Source organism: Pseudoalteromonas sp. 23_GOM-1509m (assembly GCF_000518425.1).
GTDB classification, from domain to species: Bacteria; Pseudomonadota; Gammaproteobacteria; order Enterobacterales; family Alteromonadaceae; genus Pseudoalteromonas; species Pseudoalteromonas tetraodonis.
On record NZ_KI912434.1, the window covers coordinates 365,564 to 380,073 of the forward strand.

Below are 14,510 nucleotides of genomic sequence, written 5' to 3' on the forward strand. Positions count from 1 at the left end.
TTGTAAACGCTGAAAGCGAGAAAAAACCAAAAAACTCAGTTAAAAACATTTAAAACCTTAATTAATTATTTAGGTTTGATAGGTACAATACCGCCGCCACGACGAAGTTCTGCACCAGCAGCACTCATTGCCTCTTGAGATATACTAACTGTATCAGATTGTAGGGTTTTAGGGCTAGCAGTTTGTTCCATAGCAGGCTTTAATTGTTGCGTTTTATTGTATGCTTGCATTTGCACTTGGCTATTAGCTGAAATTTGCATGTGATTAATCCTTTTGAGTATTAAATTTTTATTATTGGCGTAAATTTAAATCACACCACCTGAAGTAGTTACTAAATAACTGCTGTAACGTATTGTCTATGTTAGTTAATTGACTCAACAACAGGTTACACAAATAATAAATGCAACCGATATGCCAACTTTAAGTTCATAGTATGTTAATTTAAAAATTATTTTATTTTACCCAAAAAAAAAACGCATCGGGGTCACCGTGCGTTTTTTATCCTAGGGATTGCTCAAGCCACGTTTTTACAAGGGATCTCCATGCTATTACTTGGCTTTAACATATATTCCATTGCGACTTCATCACAGTTTTCTTTACGTAAACATAACTCACAATCTTTCATGACTTTTTCAGGTAGGCTCTCTTTATTACAGAAACTAAACCGCTGATTTTCGAAAAAGTCAGGTACACGAGTCAGAACGATGACACGATTGAGTGCCAATTTTTTGGCTTTTACTAATAAATGTTCTACTAGCTCTCGCCCTTGGCCTGTTACTGCGCTTTTAGGGTCAATACCTAATGAGCGTATTTCAGCTAATCCAGTGTCGTAAATGTATAATGAAGCACAACCTGATACCTGACCGTTTATCTCGGTTACAGCAAACTCATTAATTGAGTGCACCATGTCACTTTTAGCGCGCGGTAAGTTTTCGCCGACTGTTGCCCAGTGTTGTACGAGTTTAGCGATTGCTTCCACGTCATCTAGGTTTGCATCACGAACTGTTATTTGCTGTTTTTTTTTCGCGCCTTTCACCGCTTTACTTACTTGTTCTAATGAGGTTCCGCCAAGTGCTTGACGTGCTTTAATACAGGCATCAATTTCAAGTACCGGATACACATCATCTTCAAACACTGGGTTTACTGATTTATACTGCTCAAGTGAAAGCTCCTCTAACGTTTTACCTTCACTAATGGCTAATTGCACCAACACCCCAACAATATGATGCCCTTCTCTAAACGGTACACCTTTGGCTACCAAATAATCAGCAAGCTCGGTTGCATTCGCGTGGCCACCTTTTGCCGCTGCTAAGGTTTTGTCTGCCTTAACTGTTACCCCCTTAATACACGCTTGCGCCATATGAATACAAGCAAGCCACGTTGGCATAGCGTCAAAAATGCCTTCTTTATCTTCTTGCATGTCTTTATTGTAGGCAAGCGGCAGTGCTTTTAGAGTCATCATCATTGCACTAAACGCACCAAATACCCGCCCTGTTTTACCACGAATTAGCTCTAATGCATCTGGGTTCTTTTTCTGCGGCATCAAAGATGAGCCCGATGTAACATTATCAGCCAGTTCGATAAACCCAGCTTCTCCTGAGTTATAAAAAATCAAGTCTTCAGACATGCGCGATAAGTGGATCATAGAGATAGACGCACAGCTTAATAGCTCAACCACAAAGTCACGATCAGATACACCATCAAGGCTGTTTTTAGTCGCGCCTGTAAACCCTAACCCTTGTGCAAGTGCATGACGGTCAATCGGATAGGCAGTTCCCGCAAGAGCGCCACTGCCGAGTGGACAATAGTTCATTCGTGCTTGGGCATCTTGCAACCGGCTTTCATCACGCTCTAACATTTCTACATAAGCCATACACCAGTGACTAAATAACACCGGCTGTGCACGCTGTAAGTGCGTATACCCTGGCAATATTGTGCCAAGCTCACGTTCAGCCAAGCTAATAAATTCAGCTTTTAGTTGTGCAATCGCTTTTAAGATATGATCGGCAGTATCGCGACACCATAATCTAAAGTCGGTAGCAACTTGGTCGTTACGGCTTCGGCCTGTGTGTAATTTTTTAGCTAAATCACCCACTTTTTCAATTAGCGCAGCTTCAACATGCGAGTGAATATCCTCAGCACCTGAGGTGGCAACAGCGTGTGGATCTGCTTTTACCTCTTCAAGTAATTCATATAATGCCGATACCAGCTTTTGGTGTTCGTCATTAGATAACACGTTCACTTGTTCAAGTGCGCCAGCCCATGCAACAGAGCCAATAATATCTTGCTCTGCTAATTGATAATCGAAGGGAAGTGAATCGTTAAATTGTTTAAACGCTTCATCTGGACCCGTAGAAAAACGCCCGCCCCATAATGCCATGAAATCTCTCCAAACCCGATAATAGTCCCTTAATTCCAAGGGGCTTAAAAAATTACTTTTTAGCTAATGCTGAAATTCTGCTTGATAGTGAGAATAAACGAATAAAGCCTTCTGCGTGCGATTGGTCATAAACATCGTCTTCACCGAAAGTAGCAAAATCTTCGCTGTATAAACTGTTAGGTGATTTTTTCTGGACCGCTGTTACTTGCCCTTTGTAAAGTTTAAGTACCACTTCACCTGTCGCTAACGTAGAAAGCGCTTCTGCACCGGCTAAAATAGAATCTTTAAGCGGCGTAAACCAACGACCGTCGTAGACTAAATGCGAAAATTCACCACCGAGTACCTCTTTCCATTTACGGCTTGACTTATCAAGAACGAGCTCATCAATTGCTTGAAGCGCAGCCATGATCACTGTACCGCCTGGTGTTTCGTAACAACCGCGTGATTTCATGCCCACTAAACGGTTTTCTACAATATCAACACGACCAATACCATGCGGAGCTGCCATGTCGTTTAGTTTAACTAAACAGTCGTAAGGCTTTAATTGTTCGCCGTTTACAGCAACCACTTCACCTTCTACAACTGATAAAGTGACATGCTCAGCTTTATCGGGCGCTTGCTCTGGTGAATTAGTCCATGTCCATACTTGCTCACTTGGCTCACACCAAGGGTCTTCAAGCTCGCCGCCTTCGTGGGAGATATGCCATGCGTTAGCATCACGACTGTAAATTTTAGTTGCTGATGCAGAACACGGAATATCACGCTCGGCTAGGTAATCAAGCAATGATTCACGACTTGATAAATCCCACTCACGCCATGGCGCAATCACTTTTAAATCAGGAGCCAGTGCTGCAAAACATGACTCAAAACGTACTTGGTCGTTACCTTTACCCGTACAGCCATGAGAAAGTGCATCTGCACCCACTTTACGGGCAATTTCAACTTGGGCTTTAGCGATGATCGGACGTGCCATAGAAGTACCTAGCAAGTAGGTTCCTTCGTATATAGAGCCTGTTTTAAGTGTTGGGTAAATGTAATCACTTACCATTTCATCTTTCAAATCAACCACGTAACATTCAGATGCCCCCGATGCAATGGCTTTTGCTTCTACGCCTTCAAGTTCTTCTGCGCCTTGGCCAACATCGGCCACAAAGGCAATAACTTCACAGCCGTAGTTTTCTTTTAACCATGGCACGATAGCCGATGTATCAAGACCACCTGAATAGGCTAAAACGACTTTTTTAATTGAACTCATAGGTGTTCCTTAACAAAATTTGGATTTAATAATGTAACAAGCAGAGCATTTTGCGCATGCATACGATTTTCTGCTTGTTGAATAATTTTTGATGCGGGGCCATCCATTACCTCAGAGGTAATTTCAAACTCACGGTGTGCCGGTTGGCAATGTAATACCGTGGTTGCCCCGGTTTTTTTAAGTAATGCCTGATTTAATTGATAAGGCATGTATTTTTCTTTCACTTGCTCAAGCGGTGTGGTGTCTCCCATAGAAACCCAGGTATCAGCGTAAACTGCGTTAGCACCTACCGCAGCCTCAACTCTGTCACTTACCATCACAGAAGCCCCATTCATTGCGGCAATTTGCTCCGCTTTTTTAAGAATTTGCGAATCGGGCGAACTGCCTTTTGGCGTTACAGCAACAAAATCAGTACCTAAAGTTGCTGCAAGTAGCATCAGTGAATGCGTTACGTTATTGCCTTCACCTAAATAAGCTAGCTTTAGCTGACTAACATCACCGTGCACTTCTTGAAGCGTTAAAAAATCAGCTAAGGCTTGGCATGGGTGATATAAATCACACAAACTATTAACCACTGGAACAGACGAATACTCACCTAAGGTAGTTAACGTACTGTGCTGATTAACCCGAGCAACGATACCATCAGCCCAAGTTGAAATATTCAAGGCAAAATCTTTTATTGATTCACGAGCTCCCATCGCGCCGTTTTGTTGATCTAGGTAAACCGCATGACCGCCTAAACGGTTTATACCAATATCAAACGATAAACGCGTACGTAAACTTTGCTTTTCGAACAGAGTAACCACTGACTTACCAGCTAACACTTGGCTGTACTTTGCAGGGCTTTCTTTAATATCTTGCGCTAATTTTAATAAATTAAGGGCGCCTTGTTGGTCTAATTCTAGACCCGTTATAAAATCTTTAAACATATTCAACCTATGGTGTCACTTTAGTTCCGACGTGCTCGCCTTGCAGCAAAGCCGTTAAATTCTCTGGCTTTTGCCAGCTGGAAATGTACACACCGCGTCGTAAATGTTGGGCAGCGTGAAGACTGGTCTTAACTTTGACCTCCATCCCGCCCACAATTACTCCCTCTGCAATTAAAGTATCAATGTGTTTTGTGTCAAGTTGATGTAGTGGATGCTTATTCGCATCAAGCACCGCTTCTACATCTGTCATAAAAATAAGTTCGGCGTTTAAATTACTCGCAATCGCTGCTGCTGCTTCGTCAGCATTGACGTTGTACCAAAGCCCTTGCTCATCAAAACCGATGGAGCTGACTATAGGTAAACGCCCGCCACTGAGTAATTCATTAATAATAGAATCATCATTACTATGGCATTGACCTACTTGCCCTAGCGCTTTTAATTTTTGTGATGCTGTTATTCCAGCTTCATATAAACTCAAGCCAACGGGTTTGTGCCCAGCAGTCATTGCTTGCGCCATTAATTGTTTGTTTGCTGCTCCCGCTAATGCTCCTACAATATAAGGCATCTGTTCTTTAGGGCTGATACGCAAACCTTGGTGTTTAGCACTGGCAAAACCGGCTTCTGCTAGCCAATGGTCAACTAATGAGCCACCGCCATGAACAATGACAAATTGTGCATCATGTTGTTCATTAAGAACCTCAAAAAGCGCTTTAGCGGCATTTTCAGTATTGAGTACTGCGCCACCGAGTTTAATAACCCACGTTTTACTGCTCATTTAAACGCTCCTACTAAACCTGTAGTGTGAGGCAAACCCATTGACAAATTAATACATTGCAGAGCCTGACCAGCCGCCCCTTTTAGTAAATTGTCAATCGCTGCCATTACTATTAATTGTGAGTCTTGCTGCTGCCATGCAATATCAACATAGGGTTGTTTTGCTACCCCTTTAATGGAGGGAATTTTGCCACCAAGCAATCGAATTAACGGCTCATCCGCTAATACTTGATACGCTTTAGTTACTTGCTCACTGGTCACACCCGGTTTTAGCTGTACATAAATGGTTTCTAAAATACCGCGCGGGAAATTACCTAAATGAGGAGTAAATAACACGTTATGGCCAAGATACTGCTGTATCTCAGGCCCATGACGATGGTTAAACAAACCATAAGCAGCTAGCGATACTTCGCAAAAATGCGTGCCAATACTTGCTTTACGACCAGCCCCAGTTACTCCCGATACAGCATTAATAATAATCCGCTCATCACTAAGTAACCCAGCTTGCTGAAGAGGTTTTAATGCATTTAATGCGGCAGTTGGGTAGCAGCCAGCTACAGCAACTAACTGCGCCTTTGCAATGGCCTCACTATTCCACTCTGCAAGGCCATATGCAGCTTCATTAAGAAGTTCTGGATGCTGGTGTTCAAAACCATAATAAGTGACGTAATCTTCATTACTTTCAAGACGGTAACCACCCGACAAGTCAAATACCTTTTTGCCCATCGCTAAAAACTGAGGGGCTAAATCAACACTTACTTTATGGTCAGTGCATAAACACACATAGTCTGCTGAATGCGCTATATCACTCAATGCACTCTCATTAAGTGGTTGCAAAGGTAAGTCAAGTAACCCTGAGTGCTCAGGGTATAATTCACTGAGCAGTTTATGTTTATCTAAGCTTAGCGCTGATACATAACATGCTGATAATGTTAATGCTGGATGTTTGGCAACTAAGCTAGCCAATTCTGCGCCGCTATAACCGCTGGCACCTATAATTACTACGTTCATTATTTACTCTTTATCTAAAATTAGTGACTACATTCCATGTTATTTACTTACACTAGGTTGCAACCTAGCTAAACTGATTAAATTAATGAGTGATAACTATCGTCGTATTATTTTCATGGCGTAACTTTAATATATTTATGCTTAAAAAGTGAATTGATATTCATCATAAATACTTTTATATTGTTATGCAATTAAATTGAATACTTATTTTGGATTTTTTTATGTCTCTGCCGTCATTTATCTCGATGTATCAGCAATTGATTGCTGCCCCTTCTATTAGCGCTATTGAAGAGCATTTGTGTATGAGCAATAAAAGCGTGATTGAACTACTCGCTCAGTGGTGTGAAAGCTTAGGTTTTACCTGTGAAATAATAGAGTTAGAAGGTGGTAAAGGCCGCTACAACTTATTAGCAAAACGCGGACAAGGCGATGGCGGGTTAATGCTTGCGGGGCACACCGATACGGTGCCATTTGATGATAGCCGCTGGAATCAAAACCCATTTAAATTAACTGAACTTGATAACAAATTATATGGTTTAGGCAGTATTGATATGAAAGGCTTTTTTGCTTTTGTACTGCAAGCTATTAGTGAGCTTGATGAAAAGCAACAAACTCAACCTATTTTAATATTAGCGACCGCCGATGAAGAAACCACTATGGCTGGCGCACAGCAAATTTGTAATCACCCAAATTTAAAGCCAAATCGCTGTATTATTGGTGAACCCACTGATATGACACCAGTATTTACCCATAAAGGCCATATGACTACAGCAATCAGAGTCGTTGGTCGCTCAGGACATAGCTCTGATCCCGAACGGGGTCTTAATGCCATCGAAGTAATGCATAAAGTGATTACAAAATTACTGATCTTAAAAGAACAACTTAAGAATAAATATTCAATAAACCACTTTGAAATTCCTTATCCAACACTCAACTTAGGCAATATTCATGGGGGTGACAATGCCAACCGAATTTGTGGCTGCTGTGAAATGCACATTGATATGCGCCCTCTTCCAGGTTTAAGCGTGCAAGAGCTTCAAGCACTGGTACTTGATGCAACCTACGATATAAACCAGCAATACCCTAACTCTGTGAGCGTAATTGATTTGCATGAGCCAATTCCAGCATTTACGGGAAGCACAGATAGCGCGTTAGTCAAATTAGCCGAAAATATAGCAGGGCAAAAAGCAGTGGCTGTTAACTACTGTACCGAAGCGCCATTTATACAGCAACTCGGCTGTGAAACCATCGTAATGGGACCAGGCTCTATTAACCAAGCGCATCAGCCCGATGAGTTTTTAGCAATGGAAAAAATAAAACCTTCGCAACAAATTATCAGCAACCTTATAAAGGCGAGTTGCTTTTAATCAGTAACAAAAAAGACGCTTAATCGCGCCTTTTTTGTCATTGCATTTGTAATTGTAGTTACATATATTTTCGTAGATACTTTTTAAACACCGGATCAGTTTGTGCCAGTTCTTTCTGCTCTTCTAATATCTCTTTTAATATAGCACCTGAGGTAAGCGGGTTCGCAAGTACCACTCTAAATACCACGGTTGGTTGGTTATCATATTGAACTGGCGTTAAACGCGTACGCGATACAAATGAGCGACCCGATTCACGTTGGCGTTTTTGCATGCTGGCAGTAAAACGATTAAGCGCGGCAAAAATGTCTAAACGGGTTTGTGCATCAGCTTGGGCTATCGCGTGTTTAATTTGTTTTGGTACATAGCGATAGGTCAGTAAGCAAAGTTCTGGCTCTGATATTAACTCAAAGTCTTCATCGGCTTTTATTAAATCAGCAAAATAACGCGCTTTTTTAATACTGCGATCGATAAGCATTTCATAGCCTTTACGACCAATAACACGTAAGCAAGCATGCACTAACATCGCCATCCCAGGGCGGCTACCTTCCAGCGTATGGCTGCCTAAATCTTTAGAGCCTTTACGTAAAATATATTCAGCATGATGCTCGATGGCATCAGTTGCAGCAGGGTCTTTAAATAAGACTAAACCGGCCCCCATCGGCACATACATTTGCTTATGCGCATCAATGGTGATTGAATCTGCATGCTCAATACCTTTTAATAAATGCCTATGGGTATTAGACAGTAAAGTTGCTCCGCCCCACGCTGCATCAACATGAAAATGACAATTAATCTCTTGTGCTAAATTAGCCATATCTTCAAGTGGGTCAATATTACCGGTTTCAGTGGTTCCTGCGACTCCAATAATTGCCATCACTTTAATGCCTTGTGCTTCAAGCTCTAACGCTTTTTCTCGCATTGCACTAACATCGACTTTATTATCGGCAGAAGTTTTAATACCAATTAAATTTTCACGACCAATACCTAATAAATCAACCGATTTACCAAGCGAATAATGACCTCGTTCAGAAATTAAAACTGCCAGCCCTTTGTAACCATAGTGAAGCATTCCTGCAACTAAACCTTGTGCAGCAATGCCTTTAAAATTGCCATCCGCTTTTAATAAGCGATTTCGAGCTATCCAAAGTGCAGTAATATTTGCCACGGTGCCGCCAGAGCAAAATGCCCCTAACGAAGTTTTTGCACTGTGCATCCATTTAGAATAAAAACCATCACTTTGGCTATAAGCTAAATGATGCATCATCCCTAAAACTTGACGTTCTAATGGGGTAAACGCTTTCGAGGTTTCAATTTTTACTAGGTTTTGATTTAACCCAACCATTAATTTCGATAACGGTAGTAAAAAATGAGGCAGAGCCGATGTCATATGGCCAATAAAGCTTGGCGCTGCGGTATGAACAGAATGAGCAACCAGCTGCTCCATAATATCTTGAGCATAGCAAGACACAAACGTCGGTTCTTCAGGGATTGCCGCCGATTGAAAATCTTTTTCTATTTCATGTAATGGTTTTTCAATTGCCGCGATATTTTCGTTTAAGAAACCTGCTAAATTACTCGAAATTTCAAGCTCTATTTTGCTCAAAGTTGAGTCTGGCGCCTCTGGAACGGTGAATATCCGTTTAAGGCTTTCTTTAGAGGCGACGGCACAACGCTTTTGATCCATCTTCATACCTAGTGTGTGACTAAAACACCTGTTAGTTTGTAAAACACGCTAATATAAGGTGTTTTTTAAGCAACGGCATTTCTAAAAAATTGCGCTAACTTTACTGCAATATGACAAAAATGTCTCGTTTTAAGCCATAAAAGACAATACTAAATAGATAACATTTCACTATTTTCTAAATTTAGTACAAAGGGTAATTAAAATATTGGGCATTTATAATTTTTAAGTATAATAAAATCAACAAAAATAAGGATAATACATGCTCAAAGGAAATCTAAAATTAACACGGTTGGCGCTTGGGACCGTCTTTTTTTTGGTCAGCTTAATCATTTATGGTTACTACACTTACTCTGCCATTCAAAGTGATGTAATTCGCAGCATTGACAATCGCTTAATAAATGCCGCCACCAGCGTAAAGTATATTTTAGGTAGTGATTACCACGACAAAACGTCGCAAGAAATTAGCTTTGCAAGCTATCAAAATAAGGCCGAACAGCTTTCTGCTTTAGCCAATGATTTAAATATAGATTATTTATATTCAATGATATTAATTGATGAAAATATTTATTTTACAGCCTCCAGTTACACCCAAGATGATCAAAATAACGGTAAAGTCACCCAATATTTAGATCTTTACCCTGAAGCGACGCCAATTAATATGGCGGCATTTTTATCAACGGCCCCTATTTTTGAAGTGTCAACGGTGCATCGTGGTCATTCTAAAACGGTGTATATTCCTCATATAGCAAAAAATGGCAGAACCTATTTAACTGCAGCTGATATTAGCGTCGATAAAATCAATACGGCTTTAATGACACGTTTGAATCAAGCCCTGCTTCATTTTAGTTGCGTACTGTTCATATTGTTACTGGTTTATATTCTTTATTGTTTTGGGGTACGCCGCTCACTAATGAGGGATCATGCTACGGGGTTTGAAAATCATATTGCCTTGGAAAAGCAGCTAAAAAAAAGTAATGAGCATCATCTACAAATCGCGATTATTTTGGTTAACGAAATTGATAGTATCAGTCGCTTTTTTGGCACAAAAACAGCCGATGAAGTGATGAAAAAACTACTCACTCACTTTAAGCAGCAAAACCGTCTGCAATCACGTATTTATCGTATTGCGACCAACAAGCTGGCCATTTTAACCAGTAAAGAAACACCTTTTGATGAGCTTTACAGCATTATTCAATCCCATAATAAAAATACACCTTTTATTACAGACCCATTTATTTATATTACACTCAACGCTGGAGTCGCAAGAGGGAATAAGTCATTACTGCTTAAGAATGCCCACATTGCGTTGCTGCAATCAAGGCAAGGCGATCAACCCATAGTTAACTACTCAGAAGCGATTAACGACGCTAAATCTCTGTATTTATACAATGTAGAAATAGCAAAAGAAATTCGTGAAGCGTTTAATGCCCATCGCGTTGTTCCTTATTTTCAACCTGTTATAGATACCAATACCAATGCCATTATTAGGTATGACTGCTCACCAAGAATAGTGACCTCACATGGGGAGATTTTAACCCCTGATACCTTTTCTAATGCAGTAAATAGGCTGCGTATGGATGGGATGTTAACACGTACCTTATTTACTCAATGCATTTCGCGCTTTCGCAAATCAGCAATCAGCTGGGGGTTAACTGTGTGCGCTGAAAATATTGCAGATCCCACTATTTATGATCACATAGCATATGAGCTTCATCGCTACCCCAACCCTGAAAACATTACTATTTCAATATTAGAGTCGCAGGTCATTACACACTACTATGAAATAAAATCATTTATTGCGATGGTGAAAAGTAAAGGGGCAAAAATAGTGATGCATTGTTGGGGTAATGAGTTTATTAATACGCTCAATACGTTAAAGATTGAGGTAGATGGTATTAAACTCGATGGTGCGATCACCAAGCAACTCGTAAATGATGAAAATACGTCGCTATTTATCGCCTATATTGCTGATATAGCCCAGCAGCTTGAACTTGAATTGGTTGTTGAAGCGGTAGAAAATAACACGGTTGCCGAGCTACTCAATAAACTAAATGTGACGCTGATGCAAGGTAGTTACCTTGGTAAACCAACGCCACATGTGACTCACTTTAAGCAACAATTAGCTATTTAAGATTTATAACAAGCCGGTGGCTTTGCTGGCCACTGGCCCAGTACTTACGTTCAAAAGGGGTAATTGCTTCGTCTGACTCAAACAATTCGGTTTCACATGGATTCCCCGCTAATTCAAGCGCTCTGGCAAACTCTTTAACATAAATATCCCAATTACTGCGCACCTCAAGTAAACCACCTAACTTTACAATAAACGGGAATATAGCCGCCCCATGCCAGCGCCTTTGTATGTGTTTAGACTTAGGCCAAGGGTTAGGGTAAAGCAAATAGTGATGCGTAGGCTGCCAATTAGCAGCCACCGCTAAACGCCAAAAGTCATTTAAGTCAGCTTGCACTAAAATGTATTGACCACTTTCACTTTGTTTATATTCAACATCATGCTTATCAAGTCGATGAGATGACTTATCAATGCCTATGACTAACGCTTCAGGATGACGTTTTGCTAAATTAGCGGTGCTCTCTCCGACCCCACAACAGGAATCTAAAATAAGCGGCCCATTAAAGGCTTGCACTTTAGCATTAACTTCATCAAATGCGGTTTGCGTATGCGTTGCAATTGGCTTTTTAAACTCAGCCTGTAAGTGTTTATTAACTATTTCATCAAGCTTTTCATGAAGTCCCGCTTGATTAGATACAATACTACGTGAATTTGCATCGCTCATTAGTGTCTTAGCCCCACACCTTTTTTAATTAGCGTCAGTGCTAAAGTAAATAGGACGCTGATAAACACCAACAACACACCCATTGCGACCGATAAATCTACATCCGAAACACCTAAAAACCCATATCTAAATGCGTTAACCATATAAATAATTGGGTTTATTTGCGACACCATTTGCCAAAAGTCAGGCAGTAAAGTGATTGAATAAAACACCCCGCCTAAATAGGTCAACGGCGTTAAAATAAAGGTCGGAATAATACTTATGTCATCAAAGCTGTTTGCATAAATAGCGTTAATTAACCCGCCCAAGGCAAACACCGCCGAGGTGAGAATAACAGTGGCTATAATCACAAAAATATTATGTATTTGTATATCTACAAAAAATAAAGAAACGCACGTTACGATAAAACCAACCATAATGCCACGGGTCATACCTCCGCCCATATAACCCAGTACAATGATGTAATTAGGCACAGGTGCAACTAATAACTCTTCAATACTTTTTTGAAACTTAGTTGAGTAAAAGCTAGAGGCAACATTTGAATAAGAGTTAGTTATAACTGACATCATAATAAGGCCAGGGACAATAAACTCCATATAGCTAAAACCGCCCATGTCACCAATACGCGAGCCAATTAGGTTACCAAAAATAACAAAATATAAACTCATCGTGATCGCTGGCGGTACTAAGGTTTGCACCCAAATACGCAAAAAGCGAATGCACTCTTTAATCCAAATACTTTTTAAGGCTACGCCATATTTAAACATTTATTCGCCCCGCCCTTGCTCTAATAAACCTACAAATAATTCTTCTAATCGATTCGCTTTGTTTCGCATGCTCAGCACGGTATTACCTTGTTCAGTCAATGCTGTAAACACCGCGTTTAATCCTTGAGATTTAGCCACTTCAACTTCAATGGTGTGATCATCCCCCATAGTAAATTTGTATCCATCTAGCGTTACGGGTTTAGATGGTTGTTTTAAATCCAATACAAAGGTTTCTTTGTCTAATTTAGCAAGCAGGGCTTTAATCGTGGTGTTTTCAACAATTCGCCCGGTATCAATAATGGCGATGTTTTTACAAAGCAGTTCAGCTTCTTCAAGGTAGTGGGTTGTTAAAATAATGGTCACACCTTGTTCGTTAATTTGCCTTAAAAAGTCCCACATTGAACGGCGAAGCTCTATATCAACCCCCGCTGTCGGCTCATCTAAAATAAGTAATTTGGGCTCATGCATTAAGGCACGTGCAATCATTAAACGGCGTTTCATACCACCAGATAAGGTACGTGCTTGCTTATCTTTTTTCTCGATTAATCCAAGCTGCGCTAAGTATTTATCTGCACGTTTATGTGCTTCGCCGCGCGGTACACCGTAGTAACCTGCTTGATTAACGAGTATTTGGCTCAGCGTTTCAAACTGACTAAAGTTAAACTCTTGTGGTACTAGGCCTAAATTCGCTTTAGCCGCTTCAAGGTCGGTATCAATATCGTGACCAAATACTTCAACTTTGCCTTTGGTCTTATTAACCAGTGAAGAAATTACCCCAATAGTGGTTGATTTACCCGCCCCATTCGGGCCCAGTAATGCAAAAAAGTCACCTTCGTGAACTTGTAAATCAACCCCTTTTACTGCCTCTACCCCATTTTTGTAAACCTTGGTAAGGCCTTCAATATTTAAAGCAATATTTTGCTTATTCATTTCTTACCCTCACCATAACCCCAACGCTTTGTGAGATTATGTTCAATATTTAAATGATCTAAAATTCGCGCCACCATAAAGTCAACCAAGTCTTCTATGCTTTGCGGTTGATGATAAAACCCAGGTGCTGCAGGCATAATTGTTACACCTAAACGCGATAATTTAAGCATGTTTTCTAAATGAATTTCGCTAAATGGCGTTTCGCGTGGCACTAAAATAAGCTGGCCTCGCTCCTTTATCACCACATCGGCGGCGCGCTCTAATAAATTATCTGATGCGCCGACTGCAATGGCAGACACAGAGCCTGCGCTACATGGACATACTACCATTTTTTTCGGCGCTGCAGAGCCCGAAGCTACCGGACTAAACCAATTATCTTTACCAAATACCTTTAACTGCCCAGGTTTTGCGTTATATAACAGGCTTAATTGCTCTGTGGCTTTGTCTTCATTCCCTGATAACTTTATATTGGACTCGGTATCAAAAACTACGCGCGCGGCACTTGAAATAAGCACATACACTTGAAATTGTTGCTCAAGTAACACTTCTAGCAACCTCAATCCATATGGAGCGCCTGATGCACCACTAAATGCTAAGGTGATTTTATCTTTAAATTGCACA

The 14,510-nt window shown here is 40.6% G+C and carries 13 protein-coding genes; 2 read left to right on the forward strand and 11 right to left on the reverse strand.

Annotated elements, in window-relative coordinates; all coding sequences use genetic code 11:
* Positions 1-65: 65 nt before the first annotated feature.
* The 6 genes from N523_RS0117320 to argC form a co-directional block, all read right to left on the reverse strand.
* On the reverse strand, positions 66-260 hold the full coding sequence (locus N523_RS0117320) for a hypothetical protein (RefSeq protein WP_013464307.1): 195 nt from the start codon (positions 258-260) through the stop codon (positions 66-68).
* A gap of 254 nt (positions 261-514) precedes the next feature.
* Complete coding sequence (argH, locus tag N523_RS0117325) at positions 515-2,380, reverse strand: argininosuccinate lyase (protein ID WP_028835504.1); 1,866 nt, start codon at positions 2,378-2,380, stop codon at positions 515-517.
* 52 nt (positions 2,381-2,432) lie between these two features.
* A complete protein-coding gene (locus N523_RS0117330; RefSeq protein WP_028835505.1) occupies positions 2,433-3,635 on the reverse strand; it encodes an argininosuccinate synthase in 1,203 nt (400 codons plus the stop codon).
* A complete protein-coding gene (locus N523_RS0117335) occupies positions 3,632-4,564 on the reverse strand; it encodes an ornithine carbamoyltransferase (protein WP_016900252.1) in 933 nt (310 codons plus the stop codon). Before N523_RS0117335 ends, N523_RS0117330 begins: the two co-directional genes overlap by 4 nt.
* A 7-nt stretch (positions 4,565-4,571) precedes the next feature.
* Positions 4,572-5,339: an acetylglutamate kinase gene (argB, locus tag N523_RS0117340; RefSeq protein WP_016900251.1), complete on the reverse strand. Its 768-nt coding sequence runs from the start codon at positions 5,337-5,339 to the stop codon at positions 4,572-4,574.
* Complete coding sequence (argC, locus tag N523_RS0117345) at positions 5,336-6,349, reverse strand: N-acetyl-gamma-glutamyl-phosphate reductase (protein ID WP_028835506.1); 1,014 nt, start codon at positions 6,347-6,349, stop codon at positions 5,336-5,338. The genes argB and argC overlap by 4 nt, the downstream gene beginning before the upstream one ends.
* A 221-nt stretch (positions 6,350-6,570) precedes the next feature.
* On the opposite strand from argC, the gene argE reads away from it, so the two are divergent.
* Positions 6,571-7,716 carry an acetylornithine deacetylase gene (gene argE, locus N523_RS0117350; RefSeq protein ID WP_028835507.1) on the forward strand — a complete coding sequence of 382 codons (1,146 nt, stop codon included), beginning with the start codon at positions 6,571-6,573 and terminating at the stop codon, positions 7,714-7,716.
* Positions 7,717-7,774: 58 nt separating this feature from the next.
* Here the strand turns inward: argE and panP are convergent, their stop codons facing one another.
* Positions 7,775-9,400, reverse strand: coding sequence for a pyridoxal-dependent aspartate 1-decarboxylase PanP (gene panP, locus N523_RS0117355; protein ID WP_028835508.1), 1,626 nt, complete (start codon positions 9,398-9,400; stop codon positions 7,775-7,777).
* A gap of 259 nt (positions 9,401-9,659) precedes the next feature.
* Here panP and N523_RS0117360 point away from each other — a divergent pair, with 259 nt between their 5' ends.
* Positions 9,660-11,531 carry a GGDEF domain-containing protein gene (locus N523_RS0117360; protein WP_028835509.1) on the forward strand — a complete coding sequence of 624 codons (1,872 nt, stop codon included), beginning with the start codon at positions 9,660-9,662 and terminating at the stop codon, positions 11,529-11,531.
* Here the strand turns inward: N523_RS0117360 and trmB are convergent.
* From trmB to N523_RS0117380, 4 genes are read right to left on the reverse strand one after another with little or no spacing between them, the layout of a single operon-like run.
* On the reverse strand, positions 11,524-12,192 hold the full coding sequence (trmB, locus tag N523_RS0117365; protein ID WP_013464298.1) for a tRNA (guanine(46)-N(7))-methyltransferase TrmB: 669 nt from the start codon (positions 12,190-12,192) through the stop codon (positions 11,524-11,526). The genes N523_RS0117360 and trmB overlap by 8 nt on opposite strands.
* On the reverse strand, positions 12,192-12,959 hold the full coding sequence (locus N523_RS0117370; protein ID WP_008466038.1) for an ABC transporter permease: 768 nt from the start codon (positions 12,957-12,959) through the stop codon (positions 12,192-12,194). The genes trmB and N523_RS0117370 overlap by 1 nt, the downstream gene beginning before the upstream one ends.
* Positions 12,960-13,889 (reverse strand): ABC transporter ATP-binding protein, encoded by a 930-nt coding sequence (locus N523_RS0117375; RefSeq protein ID WP_013464297.1) that lies wholly within the window; start codon positions 13,887-13,889, stop codon positions 12,960-12,962.
* Positions 13,886-14,509, reverse strand: a complete 624-nt coding sequence (locus N523_RS0117380; RefSeq protein WP_028835510.1) for a flavin prenyltransferase UbiX — start codon at positions 14,507-14,509, stop codon at positions 13,886-13,888. Before N523_RS0117380 ends, N523_RS0117375 begins: the two co-directional genes overlap by 4 nt.
* Position 14,510 lies beyond the last annotated feature (1 nt).

Excerpts from the sequence above, each read along its gene's own strand:
- N523_RS0117320 (WP_013464307.1), bottom strand. The coding sequence starts at position 260 with ATGCAAATTTCAGCTAATAGCCAAGTGCAAATGCAAGCATACAATAAA.
- argH (WP_028835504.1), bottom strand. The coding sequence starts at position 2,380 with ATGGCATTATGGGGCGGGCGTTTTTCTACGGGTCCAGATGAAGCGTTT.
- N523_RS0117330 (WP_028835505.1), bottom strand. The coding sequence starts at position 3,635 with ATGAGTTCAATTAAAAAAGTCGTTTTAGCCTATTCAGGTGGTCTTGAT.
- N523_RS0117335 (WP_016900252.1), bottom strand. The coding sequence starts at position 4,564 with ATGTTTAAAGATTTTATAACGGGTCTAGAATTAGACCAACAAGGCGCC.
- argB (WP_016900251.1), bottom strand. The coding sequence starts at position 5,339 with ATGAGCAGTAAAACGTGGGTTATTAAACTCGGTGGCGCAGTACTCAAT.
- argC (WP_028835506.1), bottom strand. The coding sequence starts at position 6,349 with ATGAACGTAGTAATTATAGGTGCCAGCGGTTATAGCGGCGCAGAATTG.
- argE (WP_028835507.1), top strand. The coding sequence starts at position 6,571 with ATGTCTCTGCCGTCATTTATCTCGATGTATCAGCAATTGATTGCTGCC.
- panP (WP_028835508.1), bottom strand. The coding sequence starts at position 9,400 with ATGGATCAAAAGCGTTGTGCCGTCGCCTCTAAAGAAAGCCTTAAACGG.
- N523_RS0117360 (WP_028835509.1), top strand. The coding sequence starts at position 9,660 with ATGCTCAAAGGAAATCTAAAATTAACACGGTTGGCGCTTGGGACCGTC.
- trmB (WP_013464298.1), bottom strand. The coding sequence starts at position 12,192 with ATGAGCGATGCAAATTCACGTAGTATTGTATCTAATCAAGCGGGACTT.
- N523_RS0117370 (WP_008466038.1), bottom strand. The coding sequence starts at position 12,959 with ATGTTTAAATATGGCGTAGCCTTAAAAAGTATTTGGATTAAAGAGTGC.
- N523_RS0117375 (WP_013464297.1), bottom strand. The coding sequence starts at position 13,889 with ATGAATAAGCAAAATATTGCTTTAAATATTGAAGGCCTTACCAAGGTT.